This is a genomic window from Kocuria sp. ChxB, from assembly GCF_044359605.1.
In the GTDB taxonomy this organism is placed as follows: domain Bacteria; phylum Actinomycetota; class Actinomycetes; order Actinomycetales; family Micrococcaceae; genus Kocuria; species Kocuria rhizophila.
Genome location: NZ_CP121123.1, coordinates 1737542 through 1755665 on the forward strand (window position 1 = coordinate 1737542; position 18124 = coordinate 1755665).

Consider the following 18124-nt stretch of genomic DNA (forward strand, 5'->3'; position numbering starts at 1 on the left):
CAGCGCGCGCTGAGCGACCCTGCGCGGGTGCGGCCGGAGGGTGTCACCGCGAGGTGTACAGCCTCCGCGCCAGCTCGTGCAGGGTCAGCCTCTCCCGCAGGCTCATGTCCAGTTCGTCCAGCAGCTTCTTCTGCATGGCGGCGGCCTTCTTCTCCAGGGAGCGACCGGCGTCCGTGAGGGAGACGACCACGGAGCGCTCATCGCGTTCGCACCGCTTGCGGGTGACGAAGCCGGCGGCCTCCATGCGCCGCAGCAGGGGCGAGAGGGTTCCACTGTCCAGCATGAGGGTCTCCCCCAGCTGGTGGACGGAGCGGTGGTCGTCCTCCCACAGCACGAGCATCACCAGGTACTGCGGATAGGTCAGACCCATCGCCTTCAACGGCTCCCGGTAGGCACTGGTGACCTTGCGCGAGGCGGTGTACAGCGCGAAGCACAGTTGCGTGTCCAGGCGGAGCTCGGGATCCATGCGTCCATGGTACGGGAGGGCCCTGCGGTGCGACCTGGGCCGACGGGAGTTTGTTGAACAATGCCACCGAATCGCGTATAACTATGATCCGGCTCACAGGGTGTCCGCATCCTTTCGCTCGTCCCTTTCCCCGACAGCACGGAGACCCCGGTGGCTGACCACGACCACGCCCCAGACCCCACGAACGCCTCGACCGGAGGGTCCTCCGTGGCCACGGCCACGCAGGCGGATGCCGCGAACGAGCGGCCCGTCAACCGCCGGTTCGAGACCAACTGGGCCATCTCCCTCTTCGGCACCGCGGTGGGCGCGGGCGTGCTGTTCCTGCCCATCAATGCTGGGCTTGGCGGCCTTTGGCCGCTGCTGATCGTCACCATCCTGATCGGCCCCATGACGTACCTGTCCCACCGGGCGCTGTCCCGCTTCGTGTGCGCCTCCCCCGTCCCGGGCGAGGACATCACGGTGGTGGCCCGCAAGGCCTTCGGCGAGGGCATCGGCCGGGTCATCACCGTCCTGTACTTCCTGGCGATCTACCCGATCGTGCTGATCTACGGGGTGAGCATCACCAACACCGTGGACAGCCTCATGGTCAACCAGCTGGGCATGGCGTCCCCGCCGCGCTGGCTGCTCTCGGGCATCCTGGTGGCGCTGCTCATGCTCGTGATGTTTACGGGTCAGCGCATCATGCTGATCGTCACCCAGTGGCTTGTGTACCCGCTGATCCTGATCCTGCTGGGCGTGACGCTGTACCTGATCCCCACGTGGGACCTCAGCGTGTTCCAGGGCGTGCCGTCCGCCGGCGACTTCCTGATGTCCGTGTGGATGATCATCCCGGTGCTCGTGTTCGCCTTCAACCACTCGCCGGCCGTGAGCCAGTTCTCCGTGGCCATGAAGCACCAGTACGGGGAGCACGCGAGCGCGCGCGCCTCCGTGGTCCTGCGCCGCAGCACCCTGCTCCTGGTCGTCTTCACCATGGGTTTCGTGTGGTCCTGCGTGCTCTCGTTGGGCCCGGACGGGCTGCAGGCCGCCAAGGACCAGAACCTGCCCGTCCTGTCCTACCTGGCCAACGAGAACGGCAGCCCGTTCATCGCCTACCTGGGCCCCGCCGTGGCGCTGACGGCGATCGCCTCCTCCTTCTTCGGCCACTACATGGGCGCCGCCGAAGGCGCCGTGGGGGTCGTGCGCTCCACCGTGGACCCGCAGGGAACCAGGATCGGCACCAAGACGCTGCACACCGCCGTGGCCGTGTTCATGTTCGTGACCACGTGGCTCGTGGCCATCGCGAACCCCAGCGTGCTCTCGCTCATCGAGTCCCTCGCGGGCCCGGTGATCGCGATGATCCTGTACCTCATGCCCATGTACGCGATCCACAAGCTCCCCGCGCTGGAGCCCTACCGCGGCAAACTCTCCAACGTGTTCGTCACGGTGGCCGGCCTGGTGGCCGTGAGCGGCATCATCTACGGCCTGGTGGCCTGACGCCCCACGCCGCCGCAGGACGACGCCGCTGGGCCGGGTCCGCGTCCGGCCGCCGGTGGTGCGGTGCGGACCGCTACGGGCCTGCCGCCCCGGGCCCGGGGCGGTCCCCCTGTGTAGATTGGCCGTGACCGAGGCCGCGACCCCCGCTGCTGCGCAGCGGGGGTCGTTGCACACCACCGACCGAACGGGTGAGGAGCCCAGATGACCACCGTGGTGCTGTTCCGCGACGACCTCCGGGTCACCGACCACCCCGCCCTGCACGAGGCGGTGTCCCACGGCGAACCCGTGGTGTGCCTCTACGTCCTGGACGAGGAGTCGCAGGGTATCCGCCCGCTCGGTGGCGCTGCCAAGTGGTGGCTGCACCACTCCCTGAGCTCACTGGCCGCGGACCTCTCCGACCTGGGGGTACCCCTCACGTTGCGGCGCGGCCCGGCAGGGGAGGTGGTGCCCGGCGTCGTGCGCGAGACCGGCGCGAACCGCCTGCTGTGGAACCGCCGCTACGGCGGGCCGGAGCGTGCGGTGGATGCCGGGCTCAAGGAGTGGGCCGGGGAGAACGGTGTGGACGCCCACTCGTATGCCGGTTCGCTCATGTTCGAGCCGTGGACCGTCAGTACCCAGAACGGGGACCCCTACCGGGTGTTCACGCCGTTCTGGCGCGCGTGCACCAGTGGGCCGCCGCCCCGGGAACCGTACCCGGCGCCGTCGTCGATCGACCCCGCGGACCCGGCACCGGCCTCCGATGACCTGGCCAACTGGGGCCTGCTGCCCACGCACCCGGACTGGTCCGGGGGGCTGGCGCGCACGTGGACCGTGGGGGAGCGGGCGGCGCACGAACGGCTGGACGAGTTCCTGGACGAGCGGCTGCCGCGCTACGCCGAGGACCGGGACGTGCCCGCCAAGCCGGCCACGTCAGGGCTGTCCCCGCACCTGCGCTGGGGCGAGATCAGCCCGTACACCGTGTGGCACACCGCCCTGGAGCGCGCTGAGAACCCCGGGAAGTTCCTCACCGAGGTGGGGTGGCGCGAGTTCTCCTGGTACAACCTCTACGTCCACCCGGACATGGCCACCGAGAACATCAACCCCAAGTTCGACGCCTTCCCGTGGCCCCCGCTGGACGAGGACGTGCTCGCCGCGTGGCAGATGGGGCGCACCGGGATCCCGCTGGTGGACGCCGGGATGCACGAGCTGTGGGAGACCGGGACCATGCAGAACCGCGTGCGCATGGTGGTGGCCTCCCTGCTGGCCAAGAACCTCCTGATCGACTGGCGGCTGGGCGAGCAGTGGTTCTGGGACACGCTGGTGGACGCGGACCCCGCGAGCAACCCGCACAACTGGCAGTGGGTGGCCGGCTGCGGCACGGACGCTGCGCCCTACTTCCGGATCTTCAACGCGGAGACGCAGCAGAAGAAGTTCGACCCTGACTTCGAGTACGTGGACCGATGGAACGGGCGGCAGGAGGGCGTGGAGCCCATCGTGGACCTCAAGGAGTCCCGGGCGCACGCGCTGGAGCTGTTCAAGAGCCTGTAGGTGCCGGGTCTACCCTGACCCCATGAAGATCACGGTGCTGGGTGCCAGCGGGAACTTCGGAGCGAACGTGGCGGACGTGCTGGAGGGGCGCGGCCACACGGTGGTGCGGGCCAGCCGCCGCACGGGCGTGGACGCGGTCGCCGGGGAGGGCCTCGCGCAGGCCCTCGACGGTGCGGACGCGGTGGTGGACGCCCTCCACATCACCACCATGGGGGCGCGCAAGGCCGTGCCGTTCTTCGCGCGCTCGGCGTCGAACATCGCCTCGGCAGCGCACGAGCAGGGCGTGGGTCGGATCGTGTGCCTGTCCATTGCCGGGGCCGAGGACCCGCGCGTGAACTCCGGGTACGGCTACTACAAGGGCAAGGCCGTGCAGGAGAGCATCTACCAGCAGTCCCCGGTCCCGTCCGTCACGGTGCGCTCCACGCAGTGGTTCGACTTCGTCCCCGCGACCGTGGGCATGGTCAGCCGGGGTCCGGTGGCGCTCGCACCCACCATGCTCATGGCGCCCGCCCTGCGCGAGGAGGTCGCGGACTTCGTGGCCGACGCCGCCACCGCACCGCGCGAGGCCCGTCACGAGATCCTCGCCGTCCGGGGCCCGGAGGCGGACACCATCGCGAACTTCGCCCGCCGCATCCTCGCCGCCGGTGGGGACCTGGGCGGCCAGCGCCCGAGCACGATCAAGGAGGCGCCGTACCTGGGGCGCGGCATCGCGAACGGCGGGCTGATCCCGCAGGACGCGTTCGTCACCGCCACCCGGTTCGAGGACTGGCTGGGCTGATCGCCGGTGCCTGGTCGGGGCGGTCGACTTTCTTAAGGGCTCGCAAAGACGTTTCGGAGAACTCAATCGCCCAGGTCAAGAATGTCCTCCACCTCGGCCAGCGAGTAGGTGCGTTCGCGGCCGGCACGCACATTCTGTGCGGTTTCCAGGAGCTCATAGTCGCGGACCAGCTGGTCGATGTGTGTCTCCACGGCCTCGCGCAGGTAGTAGGACTTCGAGCGCCCGGTGCGGGCCGCCAGGCGCTCCAGCTTGGCCCCGGTTTCGTCGGACAGCTTCACGGACGTGGCCACGGTCATGGGGACATCCCCTTTCAGGGGTGGATTGACTACAGGTAGTCAATTTTACCCGCCGTCAGGATGGCGACAAGGGGCGGTGCGCACCATTGCACGCGCGCTCAACCCCGAAAAAGCGGCGCAGGGCTATCGTGCCCTCGCAGGTCACCGGTGTCTCGGGGCGCACGTACGTCTCCGGGGTGACGACGACGCGCTGCTCCTCCACGCCCACGGCGCCGTCGCGGGTGTTCTGGGCAATGCGGGCCCTGCCGTTGTCCACGTAGCCGGTCTTCCGGCTCACCGCGGCGGAGGCGTGGTTGCCCACCACGTACTCCGAGTGGCACGCGAGGGCGTCCAGCTCGTCGAACGCGAACCCCACGGCCATCTGGCGCATGAGAGTGCCCATGCCCTGTCCGTGGTGCGCGCGCCCGAGCCACGAGCCCGAACTGACCGAGCGTGCCACGGGGAAGTCCCGGGCCGCGAGGTCCTGCATCCCCACCAGCTCGCCCCGGAACCGGACGACCAGCGCCAGGTTCCAGTGCTGCGGTGCGAACGTGGCCCGCTGAGTCCACCACCAGGACAGCGATGTGGTCGGGAAGCCGTCGGGCGTCCCCGGCGCGAACGGTTCCTCGTGCCAGGCGCGTAGGAACGGCATGGGCAGACCCGCCACGGAAATCCCGCCCTGGACGAGTTCCACCAGCTCCGGGAAGTCCTCGTCCCGCAGCACGCGCAGCTCCAGGTCCTCGCACGTGATGCGCAGTCCGAAGGGCGGAAAGATCTCCTCGAGGGTCAGCATGGTCGATTCTCTCAGTCCAGGGGCCACGTGGCCGGGGGAAACTCCGTGAGGGGTGCCATGGGGCCCCGGGGGATCCAGTCCATGTACCAGGGCCCCCTGCCCATGAGCATGTCGGCGTAGACCGCCCGCAGCTCCTCATCGCTCAGCAGGTCGAGGTCCGACCAGCTGTGACCCACGGGGGCGCCCTCCCGGTTCTGCCCCAGGGCCCTGCTGCCGTGGCGGATCTTCGCGAGGAAGTGCTCCTGGGACCGGTAGGGGAAGTGCAGGACGCGCAGGTCCTGTCCGATGAGCCCCGGTCGGTGCACGGAGTGGTTGCCGTGGGCCAGGTGCGCCCAGCGGTGGGGCCGGAAGGCGACCTTGGGCAGCGGGTCGGGCCCTGTTCCCACCAGGAAGCCCTCGGGCGTGCGCACCGCGTTGTGGACGTGCGCGGACTGCACGGGTCTGTCCGGGGCAGAACGCTGCAGGACCTCGGCCAGGGTGCCGCCCAGCCCGTACCAGAACTCGTCGGCGTCGAAGGGAACGATCCACTGGGCACCGCGGGCCACAGCTGCCTGCGCCAGCAGGTCCATCTTGTGCTCCTGCAGGAACCGGGGCTCGGAGTCGTCCACCACGATCAACCCCAGCGGGCCCTCGTAGACCTCCAGGAACTGCCTGGTGCCGTCCGTTGAGCCGTTGTCCGCGACCACCAGACCGGTGACTCCCTGCTGCTCGAGGTGGGCGATCACGAGCGGCAGCAGATCCATCTCGTCCCGGACCATCGACACGCCCCACACGCCCCCGAGTGCCCGGTCGTCACCCAAGGCGCCCGAGGGGAAGCGCATGGCTCCGGAGAGCGCACGGCTGGTGCGGATGCGCGAGGGCGAGTGGTGCCGTGCCGCGGCCTCCGCCGACCGCCTCACCCGTTTCAGGGCCAGGTCCTTCCGGCTCGCCATCCTGGCCAGCACGTCACCCATCGCGCCGGCCCTCCAGGTCCAGCAGCTTCAGCGCCTCCTCGCGCATCTCCACCTTGCGGACCTTGCCGGTCACGGTCATGGGGAACTCGTCCACCACGTGCACGTAGCGGGGGATCTTGTGGCGGGAGATCTTCCCGTCCGCGAACTCCAGGATGGCCTCGGCGGTGAGGGTGGCAGCGCCGTCGCGCAGCCGCAGCCAGGCCATGAGCTCCTCGCCGTACTTCTCGCTGGGCACACCGATCACCTGGGCGTCCACGATGTCCGGGTGGGTGTAGAGGAACTCCTCCACCTCGCGCGGGTAGATGTTCTCCCCACCGCGGATCACCATGTCCTTGATGCGCCCGGTGATCTGCGCGTAGCCGTCCTGGTCCATCACGGCGATGTCCCCGGTGTGCAGCCAGCCCTCGGGGTCGATGGCCTCGCGGGTCTTCTCCTCCTGGCCCCAGTAGCCCTTCATCACCGAGTAGCCGCGGGTGCAGAACTCGCCGGCCTGCCCGCGGGGAACGGTCTCGCCCGTGGAGGGGTCCACGATCTTGACCTCCACGTGCGGGTGCACCCGCCCCACGGTGCCCACGCGGCGGTCCAGGGAGTCGTCCGAGCGGGTCTGGAAGCTCACCGGGGAGGTCTCGGTCATGCCGTAGCAGATGGCCACGTCCCCCATGTTCATCCGGTCGATGACCTTGCGCATCACCTCCATGGGGCACGGGGACCCGGCCATCACCCCGGTGCGCAGGGTGGAGAGGTCGTAGTCCGCGAAGTCCGGCAGCTCCAGCTCCGCGATGAACATGGTGGGCACCCCGTACAGGCTGGTCGCCCTCTCCTGGGCGACGGCGCGCAGCGCGGCCCGCGGGTCGAAGCCCGGCCCGGAGAGGATGATCGCGCAGCCGTGGCTGGTGGCGGCCAGGTTGCCGATCACCATCCCGAAGCAGTGGTACAGCGGCGGGACCACCACGATCCGGTCCTCGGCGGTGTAGTGCAGCAGCTCGCCGATGAAGTACCCGTTGTTGAGGATGTTCCGGTGGCTGAGCGTGGCTCCCTTGGGTCGCCCGGTGGTGCCGGACGTGTACTGGATGTTCACGGCGTCGTCGGCGTGCAGACCGGCGGCGACCGAGGCGAGCCGGGCGTCGTCTGGCTCCACGAACAGGGCGTCCCACTCGGGGCTGCCCATGAGCACCACGTTCTGCAGCTCCGGGGCGTGGGGGCGGGCGGCCTCCAGCATTCCCGCGTAGTCGCTGTTCTTGAATGCGGGGCTGCTGATGACCGTGGAGATCCCGGCCTGCGCGAGCGCGAAGTCCACCTCGTGCTGGCGGTAGGACGGGTTGATGTTGACCAGGATGGCGCCGAGCTCAGCGGACGCGTACTGCGTGAGCACCCACTCCCACGAGTTGGGCCCCCAGATCCCCACCCGGTCACCCGCGCGCACGCCCAGCCGGTCCAGCCCCGTGGCCAGGGACCGGACGTCTCGCAGGAACTCGCGGTAGGTCCACCGTTTCCCGGCGGCCACCTCCACGAGGGCCTCGTGGTCTGGGAAGCGCTCGGCGGTGCGGTGCAGGTTCTCGCCGATGGTCTCCTCCAACAGCGGCTGATCGGTGGGCCCGGCGGCGTAGGACGGCGTGGGGTCGGTCATCGGTGTCTCCTTGGTCGGGTGCCGGGAGGGTCAGCAGGGGCCGCGGCCGGCGGGTGGCTCGAGGTGGGGTGGTGTGCTCAGTTCGCGGCCGCGATGTGGTGGCCCACCGTGGCCTTGAGGATCTCGTCCGTGCCGCCGAAGATCGTGAGCAGCCGCACGGCCGTGTACGCCTGCGCCACGGAGGACTCCAGGATGTAGCCGAACCCGCCGTGCAGCTGCAGGCAGCGGTCCACCAGGTCCTTCACGGTGCCGGTGGCCTGCAGCTTGACCTTCGACGCCGCGATGAGATCCAGCTGACCGCGGTTGAACAGCTCCACGCAGTGCGCCACGTACGCCTGCGAGGCCTCCAGCTGCGCGGTCAGCTCCGCGAGCTCGAACTGCGTGTTCTGGAAGTCCAGGACGCGCTCGCCGAACACGTTGCGGCTGGAGACGAACTCCGTGGTCTCGGCCAGCACGCCCTCGGCGATGGCCATGGCGGCCACGGCCACGCCCAGCCGCCCCTGCGGCAGCTGCTCGGTGACCTGGTCCAGCCCCTTGCCCTCCTCGCCCACGAGGTTGGCGGCGGGCACCCGGACGTCGTCGAAGAACAGCTCGGCGGTGTCCGAGGCCTGCAGGCCCATCTTGTCCAGCTGCTTGCCCGTGGTGTAGCCCTCGTGGTCCTTCTTCTCCACGAGGAACAGGCTGAAGCTGTCCCGGTTCCCGCGCGGGGAGGTGCCGCCGTCCGTGCGGGCAAGGACCAGGGCGGCGTCGCCGGAGATGCCGTTGCCGATGAACGTCTTCTGGCCGTTGAGCACGTACTCGTCGCCGTCGCGCACGGCCTTGGTGCGCACCCCGCGCAGGTCGGATCCCGCGCCGGGCTCGGTGAAGGCGACGCTCGTGACCATCTCCCCGCCCAGGATCGCGGGCAGCCAGCGCTGCTTCTGCTCGTCCGTGCCGTACGCGAGCAGGTGCGGCAGCACCCAGTCGTCCTGCAGGTGGAACGCGAGCCCCAGGGCCAGGTGGCCCGAGCGCACGAACTCCTCGTCCATCACGCAGCGGAAGCGGTAGTCGGCGAGCCCCATGCCCTCGTGGTCCTCCGGGACGGCCAGCCCGAGCAGCCCGGCCTCCGCGGCCTGGTTCCAGATGCCACGGTCCATCATGTGCTCGGCGTGCCACTGCGCGTAGTGCGGGGCCACCTCGCGCTCGTTGAACTCGCGGGCCACCGAGCGGAACTCCTCGTGCTCTTCGTCGTAGAAGCCGTGGATCATGGGGTCACCTTTCACTGGGAACGGGTTCGGCGGAGATGCCCAGCGCGAGCCGGGACATCTCCTTGAGGACCGCGCTGACCTGGGCGTCCGGGCTCTCGGTCCGGGCGCGGGAGTACGCGGTGGAGTTGATCAGGCCGATCACGGCGAACGCGCGCGTGGTCTGGTCCTGGAGGGAGCGACCGGGCTCCAGGGCGAGCAGCACGTGGCGCCACTCGGCCAGGTAGAGCCGCTGGATCTCCCGCACGGTGCGGCGGTTGTGCTGCTCCAGCGAGCCGAAGTCGCGCTCGTGCACGCGGATCAGCGCGGCGTCCGCGAGGGCGAAGTCCACGTGGAAGGAGATCAGCTCCGCCAGCGCCCGGGGGGTGTCCCCGTGCTCGGCGCGGATCGCGCGCCCGCCGTCCAGCAGGCGCTGGGAGATCCCCACGAGCAGCTGGCACAGGATCTCCTGCTTGCTCTCGAAGTGCCGGTACACCCCGGGTCCGGAGATCCCGGCGCGCTCGCCGATGCTCTGCAGGGTCACCGCCTGGTAGCCGTGGCGCGCGAAAAGCTGCGCGGCGGCGTCGAGAATCCTGCGACGGCGCTCGCTCTTGGCCTGCTCGCGGGGCGTCACGACCACGCAACCTCCTTCGGGTGCCGTGCCCACCCCCGGACCTGTGCGGACGCTGGGCGGTGGGGCGTGGACAACGGTGATGGGTGTCACTATAGTCCACTTTAGTTATTGAGCATTAACTGAATTTTCCGAAGGGACGACATGGCTTTCCTCACGAGCGAGTTGGACCGCAGTTCCGCCGCGTTCCGCACGAACAGCGAGACCAGCGCGCGGCTGCGGGACGAGCTGCGTGAGCGCACGGCGCGGGCCGCCCTGGGCGGACCCGAGAAGAGCCGTGAGCGCCACCGCTCCCGCGGCAAGCTGCTGCCGCGCGAGCGCGTGGCCCGGCTGCTGGACGAGGGCTCGCCGTTCCTGGAGATCGGCGCCCTGGCCGCGGAGGACATGTACGACGGCGCGTGCCCGGGTGCCGGGGTCATCGCCGGGATCGGGATGGTCCGGGGCCGCCTGGTGGTGCTGGTGTGCAACGACGCCACCGTGAAGGGCGGCGCCTACTACCCCGTGACGGTCAAGAAGCACCTGCGGGCGCAGGAGATCGCCGCGGAGAACAAGTTGCCGTGCGTGTACCTGGTGGACTCCGGCGGGGCGTTCCTGCCGATGCAGGACGAGGTGTTCCCGGACCGGGACCACTTCGGGCGGATCTTCTACAACCAGGCGAACCTCTCCGCCCGGGGGATCCCGCAGATCTCCGCCGTGCTGGGCTCGTGCACCGCGGGCGGCGCGTACGTCCCCGCAATGAGCGACGAGACCGTGATCGTGCGCAACCAGGGCACCATCTTCCTGGGTGGCCCGCCGCTCGTGAAGGCGGCCATCGGGGAGGAAGTCACCCCGGAGGAGCTGGGCGGCGGAGAGCTGCACACCCTCACCTCCGGCGTGACCGACCACCTCGCGGAGAACGACGAGCACGCCCTGGAGATCGTCCGGGACATCGTGGCCACCCTCCCCGAGCAGAAGACCGTGGCGTGGGACGTGATCGCGGCCCGGGAGCCGGACCTGAGCGTGGCGGACCTGGACGGGATCATCCCCGCGGACGTCAACGGCTCCTACGACGTGCGGGAGGTCATCGGGCGGATCGTGGACGGCAGCGAGTTCCACGAGTTCAAGAAGGACTACGGCACCACGCTGGTCACGGGCTTCGCGCACGTCGACGGCCACCCCGTGGGGATCGTGGCGAACAACGGCATCCTCTTCTCCGAGGCCGCGCTCAAGGGCGCGCACTTCATCGAGCTGTGCGACCAGCGCGGCGTGCCCCTGGTGTTCCTGCAGAACATCACGGGCTTCATGGTGGGCCGGGACGCGGAGGCCGGTGGCATTGCCAAGAACGGCGCCAAGATGGTCACCGCGGTGGCCTCCACCCGGGTCCCCAAGTTCACGGTGGTGGTGGGCGGCTCCTTCGGCGCCGGCAACTACTCCATGTGCGGGCGCGCGTACTCCCCGCGGTTCCTGTTCATGTGGCCCAACGCCCGGATCTCCGTGATGGGCGGCCCGCAGGCGGCGTCCGTGCTGTCCACGGTCAAGAAGGACCAGCTGGCGGCGCGCGGCGAGCAGATGGACCCGCAGGAGCAGGAGCGCTTCGAGGCTCCCATCCGTGAGCAGTTCGAGTCCCAGGGCAACCCGTACTACTCCACGGCCCGGCTGTGGGACGACGGCGTGATCGAGCCCGCGGACACCCGCCGCGTCCTGGCCATGGCGCTGGCCGCGGCGTCCCTGCAAGCCCTTCCCGACCCGGGCTTCGGCCTCTTCCGGATGTAGGAGTCCTCGTTCATGTTTTCCACCGTGCTCGTCGCCAACCGAGGCGAGATCGCCGTGCGCGTGATGCGCACCCTGCGCGCCATGGGCATCCGCTCCGTGGCCGTGTACTCGGACGCCGATGCCGGCGCCCGCCACGTGAAGGAGGCGGACGTGGCCGTGCGGATCGGTCCCGCGGCCGCCGCCGAGAGCTACCTGGACATCGACGCTGTGGTGGCCGCCGCCCGGGAGACCGGCGCGGAGGCCGTCCACCCCGGCTACGGCTTCCTGGCCGAGAACGTGGACTTCGCCCGCGCGTGCGCCGCGGCGGGAATCGCGTTCATCGGCCCGCGGGAGCGTGCCCTGGAGATCATGGGGGACAAGATCGCCTCCAAGCTGCAGGTGGCCGAGCACGGGGTCCCCCTGGTGCAGGGCGTCTCCGAGCCCGGTCTCACGGACGAGCAGCTCGTGGCGGCCGCGGCGGACATGCCGTTCCCCGTGCTCATCAAGCCGTCGGCCGGTGGTGGCGGCAAGGGCATGCACGTGGTCGAGCGCTTCGAGGACCTCGCCGAGGCGCTGCCCGCCGCGCGCCGCGTGGCGAAGCAGAGCTTCGGGGACGACACCCTGCTGATCGAGCAGCTCGTGGCTACCCCGCGCCACATCGAGGTGCAGGTTCTCGCGGACACCCACGGCCACGTGATCCACCTGGGGGAGCGGGAGTGCTCGCTGCAGCGCCGCCACCAGAAGGTGATCGAGGAGGCGCCGTCCGCTCTGCTGGACGCCGCCACCCGTGCGCGCATCGGGGAGGCCGCCGTGGCCGCCGCGAAGGCCGTGGACTACGTGGGCGCCGGGACCGTGGAGTTCCTGGTCTCGGACCGCGAGCCGGACACCTTCTACTTCATGGAGATGAACACCCGCCTGCAGGTGGAGCACCCGGTGACCGAGATGGTCACGGGCGTGGACCTGGTGGAGTGGCAGGTGCGGATCGCGGACGGCGAGCACCTCACGCTCACCCAGGAGGACGTCCACCTGGACGGCCACGCCGTGGAGGCGCGCGTCTACGCGGAGAACCCCGCGCGCGGCTTCCTGCCCACCGAGGGCACCGTGGTGGCCCTGCGGGACGCCTCCGGCCCGGGGGTCCGCGTGGACTCCGGGATCATGGCGGGTCAGCGCGTGGGCCTGGACTACGACCCCATGCTCGCCAAGGTCATCGCCCACGGCCCCGACCGTCGCACCGCGCTGCAGCGGCTGCGCACCGCGCTCGAGGACACGGTGGTCCTGGGCGTGGCCACCAACGTGGAGTACCTTCACATGCTGCTCACGGACGAGGACGTGGTGGCCGGGCGCATGGACACCGGCCTCATCGAGCGCAAGCTTCCGCAGCTGCAGTTCGCCCGGCCGGACCCCTACGTGGAGGCGCTCGCCGCCCACGTGGTCCTGGGCTCCCGGGACGACGACGCCGCCCGCGCGGGCTCCCTGCTCGCCACCCTCGGTGCCGGGGCCGGCACGGACCCCGTGGTCGGCTCCGGAGCCCACGGGCACCACGGTGCCGACCGCCGCACCGACACCGACACCGCAGCGCACCGGGACCGGCTGGCCGCACGCCGGATCGGCGGCACCGCGTGGCGCGCGGACGGCTTCTCCGCCACCACGGCCCTGCCCGGACCGGCGCCGTTCGAAGAGGACCCCTCGCGCGCCGTCGTGACCGCCGTGGGAACCGGGAACCCGGACACCGCGGAAGGCCGCACGGTGCACGTGAGCGAGGGGGCGGCGTCGTTCGAGATCCCCGTGCGGACCCGCACCGGGGCGCTGCAGGCGCAGCTCGCGCAGATCGAGCGGGAGACCACCGCGGGCGGACCGGAGTTGCGCTCCCCCATGCCGGGCACCGTGGTGGCCGTGCTCGCGGAGAGCGGCGAGCACGTGGCCGAGGGCCGCACCGTGGTCTCCGTCGAGGCCATGAAGATGGAGCACCCGATCACCGCCACCCTGCCCGGGACCGTCACGGTCCTGGTGGGCGTGGGGGACCGCGTGAAGGTGGACCAGGTGGTCGCCACGATCGAGACGGACGACACCGAGCAGGACAGCACCGAGCAGGACACCCACGACCACACGGAGGACCAGGCATGAGCGAGAACACCGAGCTAAACACGTTCGAACTGTCCGAGGAGTACCAGGCGCTCTCGGACGCCGTGCGCGAGTTCGCGGACGAGGAGATCGCCCCGGTCTCCGCCAAGCACGACGAGGAGCACTCGTTCCCGTACGAGATCCAGTCCCAGATGGCGGAGATGGGCCTGTTCGGCCTGCCGTTCCCGGAGGAGTACGGGGGACAGGGCGGGGACTACTTCGCGCTGTGCCTGGCCCTGGAGCAGATCGCCCGCGTGGACCAGTCCGTGGCCATCACCCTGGAGGCGGGCGTCTCGCTGGGCGCCATGCCCGTGTACCTGTTCGGCACCGAGGAGCAGAAGCAGCAGTGGCTGCCCCAGCTGGCCAGCGGCCAGGCGCTCGCGGGCTTCGGGCTCACCGAGCCGGAGGCCGGCTCCGACGCCGGCGGCACCCGCACCCGCGCGGAGCTCAAGGACGGCAACTGGGTGATCAACGGCAGCAAGGAGTTCATCACCAACTCCGGCACGGACATCACCAAACTCGTCACCGTCACCGCGGTCACGGGCACCACCACCACGGCGGACGGGAGGGAGAAGAAGGAGATCTCCACCATCCTTGTCCCCACGGACACCCCCGGTTTCACCGCGCAGAAGGCGTACAACAAGGTGGGCTGGAACGCCTCGGACACCCACCCGCTGACGTTCGAGGACGTCACCGTTCCGGAAGCCAACCTGCTGGGCCAGCAGGGCCGCGGCTACGCGAACTTCCTGCGGATCCTGGACGAGGGGCGCATTGCCATTGCCGCCCTCGCCACGGGTGCCGCGCAGGGCTGTCTCGAAGAGGCCATCCGCTACGCCACCGAGCGTGAGCAGTTCGGCCGCTCGATCGGCAAGAACCAGGCCGTGGCGTTCAAGATCGCCCGGATGCGTGCCCGGGTGCACCAGGCCCGCCTGGCCTACTACGACGCCGCGTCCCGCATGCTCAAGGGCAAGCCGTTCAAGACGGAGGCCGCGATCGCCAAGCTGGTGGCCGGTGAGGCCGCCATGGACAACGCCCGGGACGCCACCCAGGTGTTCGGCGGCTACGGGTTCATCAACGAGTTCCGCGTGGCCCGCCACTACCGCGACTCCAAGATCCTGGAGGTGGGCGAGGGCACCACGGAGGTCCAGCTCATGCTGATCGCCCGCGAGCTGGGGCTGTGACAGGGGCGCCCAGCACCACGTCACCCGAGCACGACTGAACGCGCCGCCCCGGCGCACCGGCAAGGAGAACCGCATGGCCAAGGTCATCGAGCAGCGCGGGCTGTACTTCGACGAGTTCGAGGTGGGCGCCGTGTACAAGCACGCCCCCGGGCGCACCGTCACGGAGGCGGACAACGTCCTGTTCACCACCCTCACCATGAACACGCAGTCCCTGCACCTGGACGCCGCGTGGAGCGAGCGCCAGGAGTTCGGGGAGCGGCTGGTGAACTCCATGATGACGCTGTCGATCATCGTGGGCGCGTCCGTCGCGCAGCTCACGCAGGGCACGATCGTGGCGAACCTGGGCTTCGAGGAGGTCGCGTTCCCGCACCCCATGCACCACGGGGACACGCTCTATAGCGAGTCCGAGATCCTGGACGCGCGCCCCTCCAGATCCCGGCCGGGCCAGGGCATCATCAGGGTCCGCCACGTGGGCCGCAACCAGGACGGCACCGTGGTGGCCACGTGCGTGCGCTCGGTGCTCATGCAGGGCGCCCCAGGGAAGGACCAGTCATGACGATCCCCACGTTCACGATGGGCCCGGCCATCCTCTTCTGCCCGGCGGACCGCCCCGAGCGCTTCGCCAAGGCGGCCGAGCGGGCGGACGCGGTGATCCTCGACCTCGAGGACGCCGTGGCCCCGGACGCTAAGCCCGCCGCGCGCGAGCACATCGCCGCTGCGGACCTGGATCCCGCCACCACGGTGGTGCGCGTCAACGACGCCGCCTCGCCGTTCTTCGAGGACGACCTCGCCGCGGTGCGCGACACCCCGTTCCGGACCGTGATGCTCGCCAAGGCGGAGTCCGCCGAGCAGGTCCGCCGGGTGACGGACGCCCTGCCGGACGCGCGGGTCATCGCGCTGTGCGAGACGGCCGCCGGGATCGTGGCGGCGTCCGAGATCGCGGAGCAGAGCGGCGTCGTCGCCCTGATGTGGGGCGCGGAGGACCTGGTGGCATCCCTGGGCGGACGCTCCAGCCGCCGCCCGGGCGGCTCCTACCGGGATGTGGCCGTGGCCGCGCGCGCCGCGGTGCTGCTGGCCGCGGGCGCCCACGGCAAGGCCGCGATCGACGCCGTGCACGTGGACATCGCGGACACCGAGGGCCTCGCGGCGGAGGCGGAGGACGCCGCGGGCAGCGGATTCGCGGCCACCGCGTGCATCCACCCCGGCCAGGTGGCGGTGATTCGCGAGGCGTACCTACCCACCGCCGAGGACGTGGACTACGCGCGCCGTTTGCTGGCGGCCGCGGAGGGCGCGCCCGGCGTGTTCCGCTTCGAGGGCCACATGATCGACGGGCCGCTGCTGCGCCACGCGGAGCGCACCGTGGCCCAGGCACGCCGCGCCGACACACTCGGCACCGATGAACCGGGCACCGAGACGTCCCGCACCGAGACGAGGGAGAACTGATGAGCACGAACATCGTGGTTCCGGTCAAGCACGTTCCGGACGCCCAGAAGCAGCGCACGTTCCAGGAGGACCTCACCGTGGACCGCGGCGAGTCGATCCTCTCCGAGCTGGACGAGTACCCCCTGGAGGCGGCCATCGCCCTGCGCGAAGCGGCCCCGGAGGCGGAGGTCACCATCATCGCCGTGACCGTGGGCCCCGAGGACGCCTCCGGTGCCGTGAAGAAGGCCCTGCAGATGGGCGCGGACGCCGCGTTCCACGTGGCCGACGACGCCCTGGCCGGCTCCGACGCGCTCGGCACCTCCGCGGCGCTCGCCGCCGCGATCCAGCACGTGGGCGAGGAGCACGGCGGGGTGGACCTGGTGCTCACGGGCCTGGCGTCCACGGACGGGGAGACCTCCGTGATGCCCGCGATGCTCGCCGAGCGCCTGGACTTCGCGCTCGTGACCCGCGCGGACAGCGTCGCCTGGGACGAGGGGAACACCGGGCTGGCCCTGACCCGCCCCGGAGCGGACGCCACCCAGACCGTGGCGGTGCACTTCCCCGCGGTCGTCTCGGTCACGGACCAGGCGAACGAGCCGCGCTACCCCAACTTCAAGGCGATCATGGCCGCGAAGAAGAAGCCCTCGGCCGTGCTGAGCCTCGCGGAGATCGGCGTGGAGGCCTCCACCGTGGGGCGCGACGCCGCGGCCGCCTCCGTGCAGTCCGCCACCGCCCGGCCCCCGCGCGAGGCCGGAACCGTGGTCCAGGACGAGGGCGAGGCCGGGATCCAGCTCGCGGACTTCCTCGCGCAGCGCCGCCTGCTCTGACGGCCGCGTGGCCCGGGGCGCCTCACACGGCTGCCCGGGGTCTCTGTTCCCGGCGGTCCGAGCACCGCACCGGGCCGCTGCGGGCCCGTCCCGCGCCGCACCCACGATCTTCCACTGCGTTCGAGAGGAAACACCATGCACGTCCTCGTAGACCTCGGCCACACCCGTCAGCTGCGCTCCCCGGACCATGAGCTGCTCACGCTCGCGCGCACCCTCGCCGGGGGAGATTCCGTCACCGTGCTCAGCCACGACCCCCAGCCCGAGGGCCTGGCCGACGAGCTCGGCGGCTACGGCGCGGCCACGCTGCTCGTCCCAGAACGGGAGGCCGAGGACCTGTCCCTGACGGACACCGCACTTCTCGACGCCGCCCTGGCGGACTCCGGCGCCACGCTCGTGGTGGGCGCCAACGACGCGGACACCACCGAGTGGTTCGCCCGCTTGGCCGTGCGCCACTCGGCGGCGATCATCACCGACGCGGTGGGTGTGGCGCAGGACCGCACCGTGACCAAGTCCGTGCTGGCCGGCGGCTGGACCACCACGGCGGAGCCCACCACGGAGCTCGCGTTCGTGACGCTCGCCCCCAACTCGGTGGAGACCGAGGAGGTGAGCGGGGGCCAGGCGCCTGAGGTGAAGCCGCTGGCGGTGTCGGTCTCCGGCCCGGCGGCCACGGTCACGGGAACGGAGGCCGCGCCGGCGTCGTCGCGCCCCAAGCTCACCGAGGCCAAGACCGTGGTGGTCGGCGGCCGCGGCGTGGGTGAGGACTTCTCCCTGGTCGAGCAGCTCGCGGACGAGCTCGGCGCCGCTGTGGGTGCGTCCCGCGCGGCCGTGGACGCGGGCTGGGTGGAGCACGCCGCGCAGGTGGGCCAGACCGGTGTGACGGTGTCCCCGCAGCTGTACCTGTGCGCGGGTGTCTCCGGCGCCATCCAGCACCGGGCGGGCATGCAGACCTCGCAGACCATCGTGGCGATCAACAAGGACGAGAACGCCCAGATCTTCGAGATCGCGGACTACGGCGTGGTGGGAGACCTCAATAAAGTGCTGCCGCAGCTGATCGAGGCGCTGCGGGAGCGGAAGGGCTGACTCGGGTCCACGTCCC

General features: G+C 70.7%; 17 protein-coding genes. 10 read left to right on the forward strand and 7 right to left on the reverse strand.

The features are described from left to right. Nucleotides 1–43: 43 nt before the first annotated feature. Entirely contained in the window at nt 44–466 is a 423-nt protein-coding gene (locus P8S73_RS07690; RefSeq protein ID WP_191871979.1) for a MarR family winged helix-turn-helix transcriptional regulator, read from the reverse strand. Nucleotides 467–616: 150 nt separating this feature from the next. Between P8S73_RS07690 and P8S73_RS07695 the strand changes: the two genes are divergently transcribed. From P8S73_RS07695 to P8S73_RS07705, 3 genes are all read left to right on the forward strand, one after another. Continuing rightward, on the forward strand, nt 617–1939 hold the full coding sequence (locus P8S73_RS07695) for an HAAAP family serine/threonine permease (protein ID WP_191871981.1): 1323 nt from the start codon (nt 617–619) through the stop codon (nt 1937–1939). A 201-nt stretch (nt 1940–2140) separates the two neighbouring features. Beyond that, complete coding sequence (locus P8S73_RS07700) at nt 2141–3466, forward strand: cryptochrome/photolyase family protein (RefSeq protein ID WP_396350299.1); 1326 nt, start codon at nt 2141–2143, stop codon at nt 3464–3466. Nucleotides 3467–3488: 22 nt separating this feature from the next. Then, entirely contained in the window at nt 3489–4244 is a 756-nt protein-coding gene (locus tag P8S73_RS07705; protein WP_209199481.1) for an SDR family oxidoreductase, read from the forward strand. A 62-nt stretch (nt 4245–4306) separates the two neighbouring features. On the opposite strand, the gene P8S73_RS07710 is transcribed toward P8S73_RS07705, so the two are convergent. The 6 genes from P8S73_RS07710 to P8S73_RS07735 form a co-directional block, all read right to left on the reverse strand. Continuing rightward, the gene (locus P8S73_RS07710) at nt 4307–4540 is read right to left on the reverse strand and encodes a ribbon-helix-helix protein, CopG family (protein WP_396350300.1); all 234 of its coding nucleotides are present in this window, start codon (nt 4538–4540) and stop codon (nt 4307–4309) included. A 55-nt stretch (nt 4541–4595) separates the two neighbouring features. Further along, nucleotides 4596–5312: a GNAT family N-acetyltransferase gene (locus P8S73_RS07715; protein WP_396350301.1), complete on the reverse strand. Its 717-nt coding sequence runs from the start codon at nt 5310–5312 to the stop codon at nt 4596–4598. Nucleotides 5313–5323: 11 nt separating this feature from the next. After that, nucleotides 5324–6265 carry a glycosyltransferase family 2 protein gene (locus P8S73_RS07720; protein ID WP_135010581.1) on the reverse strand — a complete coding sequence of 314 codons (942 nt, stop codon included), beginning with the start codon at nt 6263–6265 and terminating at the stop codon, nt 5324–5326. After that, nucleotides 6258–7892, reverse strand: a complete 1635-nt coding sequence (locus P8S73_RS07725; protein WP_396350302.1) for an AMP-binding protein — start codon at nt 7890–7892, stop codon at nt 6258–6260. The genes P8S73_RS07720 and P8S73_RS07725 overlap by 8 nt, the downstream gene beginning before the upstream one ends. Nucleotides 7893–7969: 77 nt before the next feature. Continuing rightward, on the reverse strand, nt 7970–9139 hold the full coding sequence (locus tag P8S73_RS07730) for an acyl-CoA dehydrogenase family protein (protein ID WP_019310320.1): 1170 nt from the start codon (nt 9137–9139) through the stop codon (nt 7970–7972). Nucleotides 9140–9143: 4 nt separating this feature from the next. Further along, nucleotides 9144–9755, reverse strand: coding sequence for a TetR/AcrR family transcriptional regulator (locus P8S73_RS07735; RefSeq protein ID WP_271073724.1), 612 nt, complete (start codon nt 9753–9755; stop codon nt 9144–9146). 135 nt (nt 9756–9890) lie between these two features. On the opposite strand from P8S73_RS07735, the gene P8S73_RS07740 reads away from it, so the two are divergent. From P8S73_RS07740 to P8S73_RS07770, 7 genes are all read left to right on the forward strand, one after another. Continuing rightward, nucleotides 9891–11498 (forward strand): carboxyl transferase domain-containing protein, encoded by a 1608-nt coding sequence (locus P8S73_RS07740; protein ID WP_135010582.1) that lies wholly within the window; start codon nt 9891–9893, stop codon nt 11496–11498. A 12-nt stretch (nt 11499–11510) separates the two neighbouring features. After that, nucleotides 11511–13601, forward strand: coding sequence for a biotin carboxylase N-terminal domain-containing protein (locus P8S73_RS07745; RefSeq protein ID WP_145000338.1), 2091 nt, complete (start codon nt 11511–11513; stop codon nt 13599–13601). Next, nucleotides 13598–14779 (forward strand): acyl-CoA dehydrogenase family protein, encoded by a 1182-nt coding sequence (locus P8S73_RS07750; protein WP_052239195.1) that lies wholly within the window; start codon nt 13598–13600, stop codon nt 14777–14779. Before P8S73_RS07745 ends, P8S73_RS07750 begins: the two co-directional genes overlap by 4 nt. A 73-nt stretch (nt 14780–14852) precedes the next feature. Then, nucleotides 14853–15335: a MaoC family dehydratase gene (locus P8S73_RS07755; protein ID WP_121566126.1), complete on the forward strand. Its 483-nt coding sequence runs from the start codon at nt 14853–14855 to the stop codon at nt 15333–15335. Next, nucleotides 15332–16222 carry a CoA ester lyase gene (locus tag P8S73_RS07760; protein ID WP_135010584.1) on the forward strand — a complete coding sequence of 297 codons (891 nt, stop codon included), beginning with the start codon at nt 15332–15334 and terminating at the stop codon, nt 16220–16222. The genes P8S73_RS07755 and P8S73_RS07760 overlap by 4 nt, the downstream gene beginning before the upstream one ends. Further along, on the forward strand, nt 16222–17028 hold the full coding sequence (locus P8S73_RS07765) for an electron transfer flavoprotein subunit beta/FixA family protein (protein WP_039100685.1): 807 nt from the start codon (nt 16222–16224) through the stop codon (nt 17026–17028). The genes P8S73_RS07760 and P8S73_RS07765 overlap by 1 nt, the downstream gene beginning before the upstream one ends. A 135-nt stretch (nt 17029–17163) precedes the next feature. Further along, nucleotides 17164–18108, forward strand: a complete 945-nt coding sequence (locus P8S73_RS07770; protein WP_135010586.1) for an electron transfer flavoprotein subunit alpha/FixB family protein — start codon at nt 17164–17166, stop codon at nt 18106–18108. Nucleotides 18109–18124: the final 16 nt, after the last annotated feature.

Bases quoted from the DNA above. Each gene is read 5' to 3' on its own strand.
- P8S73_RS07750 (WP_052239195.1), top strand. From the start codon at position 13,598: ATGAGCGAGAACACCGAGCTAAACACGTTCGAACTGTCCGAGGAGTAC.
- P8S73_RS07700 (WP_396350299.1), top strand. From the start codon at position 2,141: ATGACCACCGTGGTGCTGTTCCGCGACGACCTCCGGGTCACCGACCAC.
- P8S73_RS07725 (WP_396350302.1), bottom strand. From the start codon at position 7,892: ATGACCGACCCCACGCCGTCCTACGCCGCCGGGCCCACCGATCAGCCG.
- P8S73_RS07760 (WP_135010584.1), top strand. From the start codon at position 15,332: ATGACGATCCCCACGTTCACGATGGGCCCGGCCATCCTCTTCTGCCCG.
- P8S73_RS07720 (WP_135010581.1), bottom strand. From the start codon at position 6,265: ATGGGTGACGTGCTGGCCAGGATGGCGAGCCGGAAGGACCTGGCCCTG.
- P8S73_RS07730 (WP_019310320.1), bottom strand. From the start codon at position 9,139: ATGATCCACGGCTTCTACGACGAAGAGCACGAGGAGTTCCGCTCGGTG.
- P8S73_RS07770 (WP_135010586.1), top strand. From the start codon at position 17,164: ATGCACGTCCTCGTAGACCTCGGCCACACCCGTCAGCTGCGCTCCCCG.
- P8S73_RS07705 (WP_209199481.1), top strand. From the start codon at position 3,489: ATGAAGATCACGGTGCTGGGTGCCAGCGGGAACTTCGGAGCGAACGTG.
- P8S73_RS07765 (WP_039100685.1), top strand. From the start codon at position 16,222: ATGAGCACGAACATCGTGGTTCCGGTCAAGCACGTTCCGGACGCCCAG.
- P8S73_RS07710 (WP_396350300.1), bottom strand. From the start codon at position 4,540: ATGACCGTGGCCACGTCCGTGAAGCTGTCCGACGAAACCGGGGCCAAG.
- P8S73_RS07745 (WP_145000338.1), top strand. From the start codon at position 11,511: ATGTTTTCCACCGTGCTCGTCGCCAACCGAGGCGAGATCGCCGTGCGC.
- P8S73_RS07740 (WP_135010582.1), top strand. From the start codon at position 9,891: ATGGCTTTCCTCACGAGCGAGTTGGACCGCAGTTCCGCCGCGTTCCGC.
- P8S73_RS07690 (WP_191871979.1), bottom strand. From the start codon at position 466: ATGGATCCCGAGCTCCGCCTGGACACGCAACTGTGCTTCGCGCTGTAC.
- P8S73_RS07755 (WP_121566126.1), top strand. From the start codon at position 14,853: ATGGCCAAGGTCATCGAGCAGCGCGGGCTGTACTTCGACGAGTTCGAG.
- P8S73_RS07715 (WP_396350301.1), bottom strand. From the start codon at position 5,312: ATGCTGACCCTCGAGGAGATCTTTCCGCCCTTCGGACTGCGCATCACG.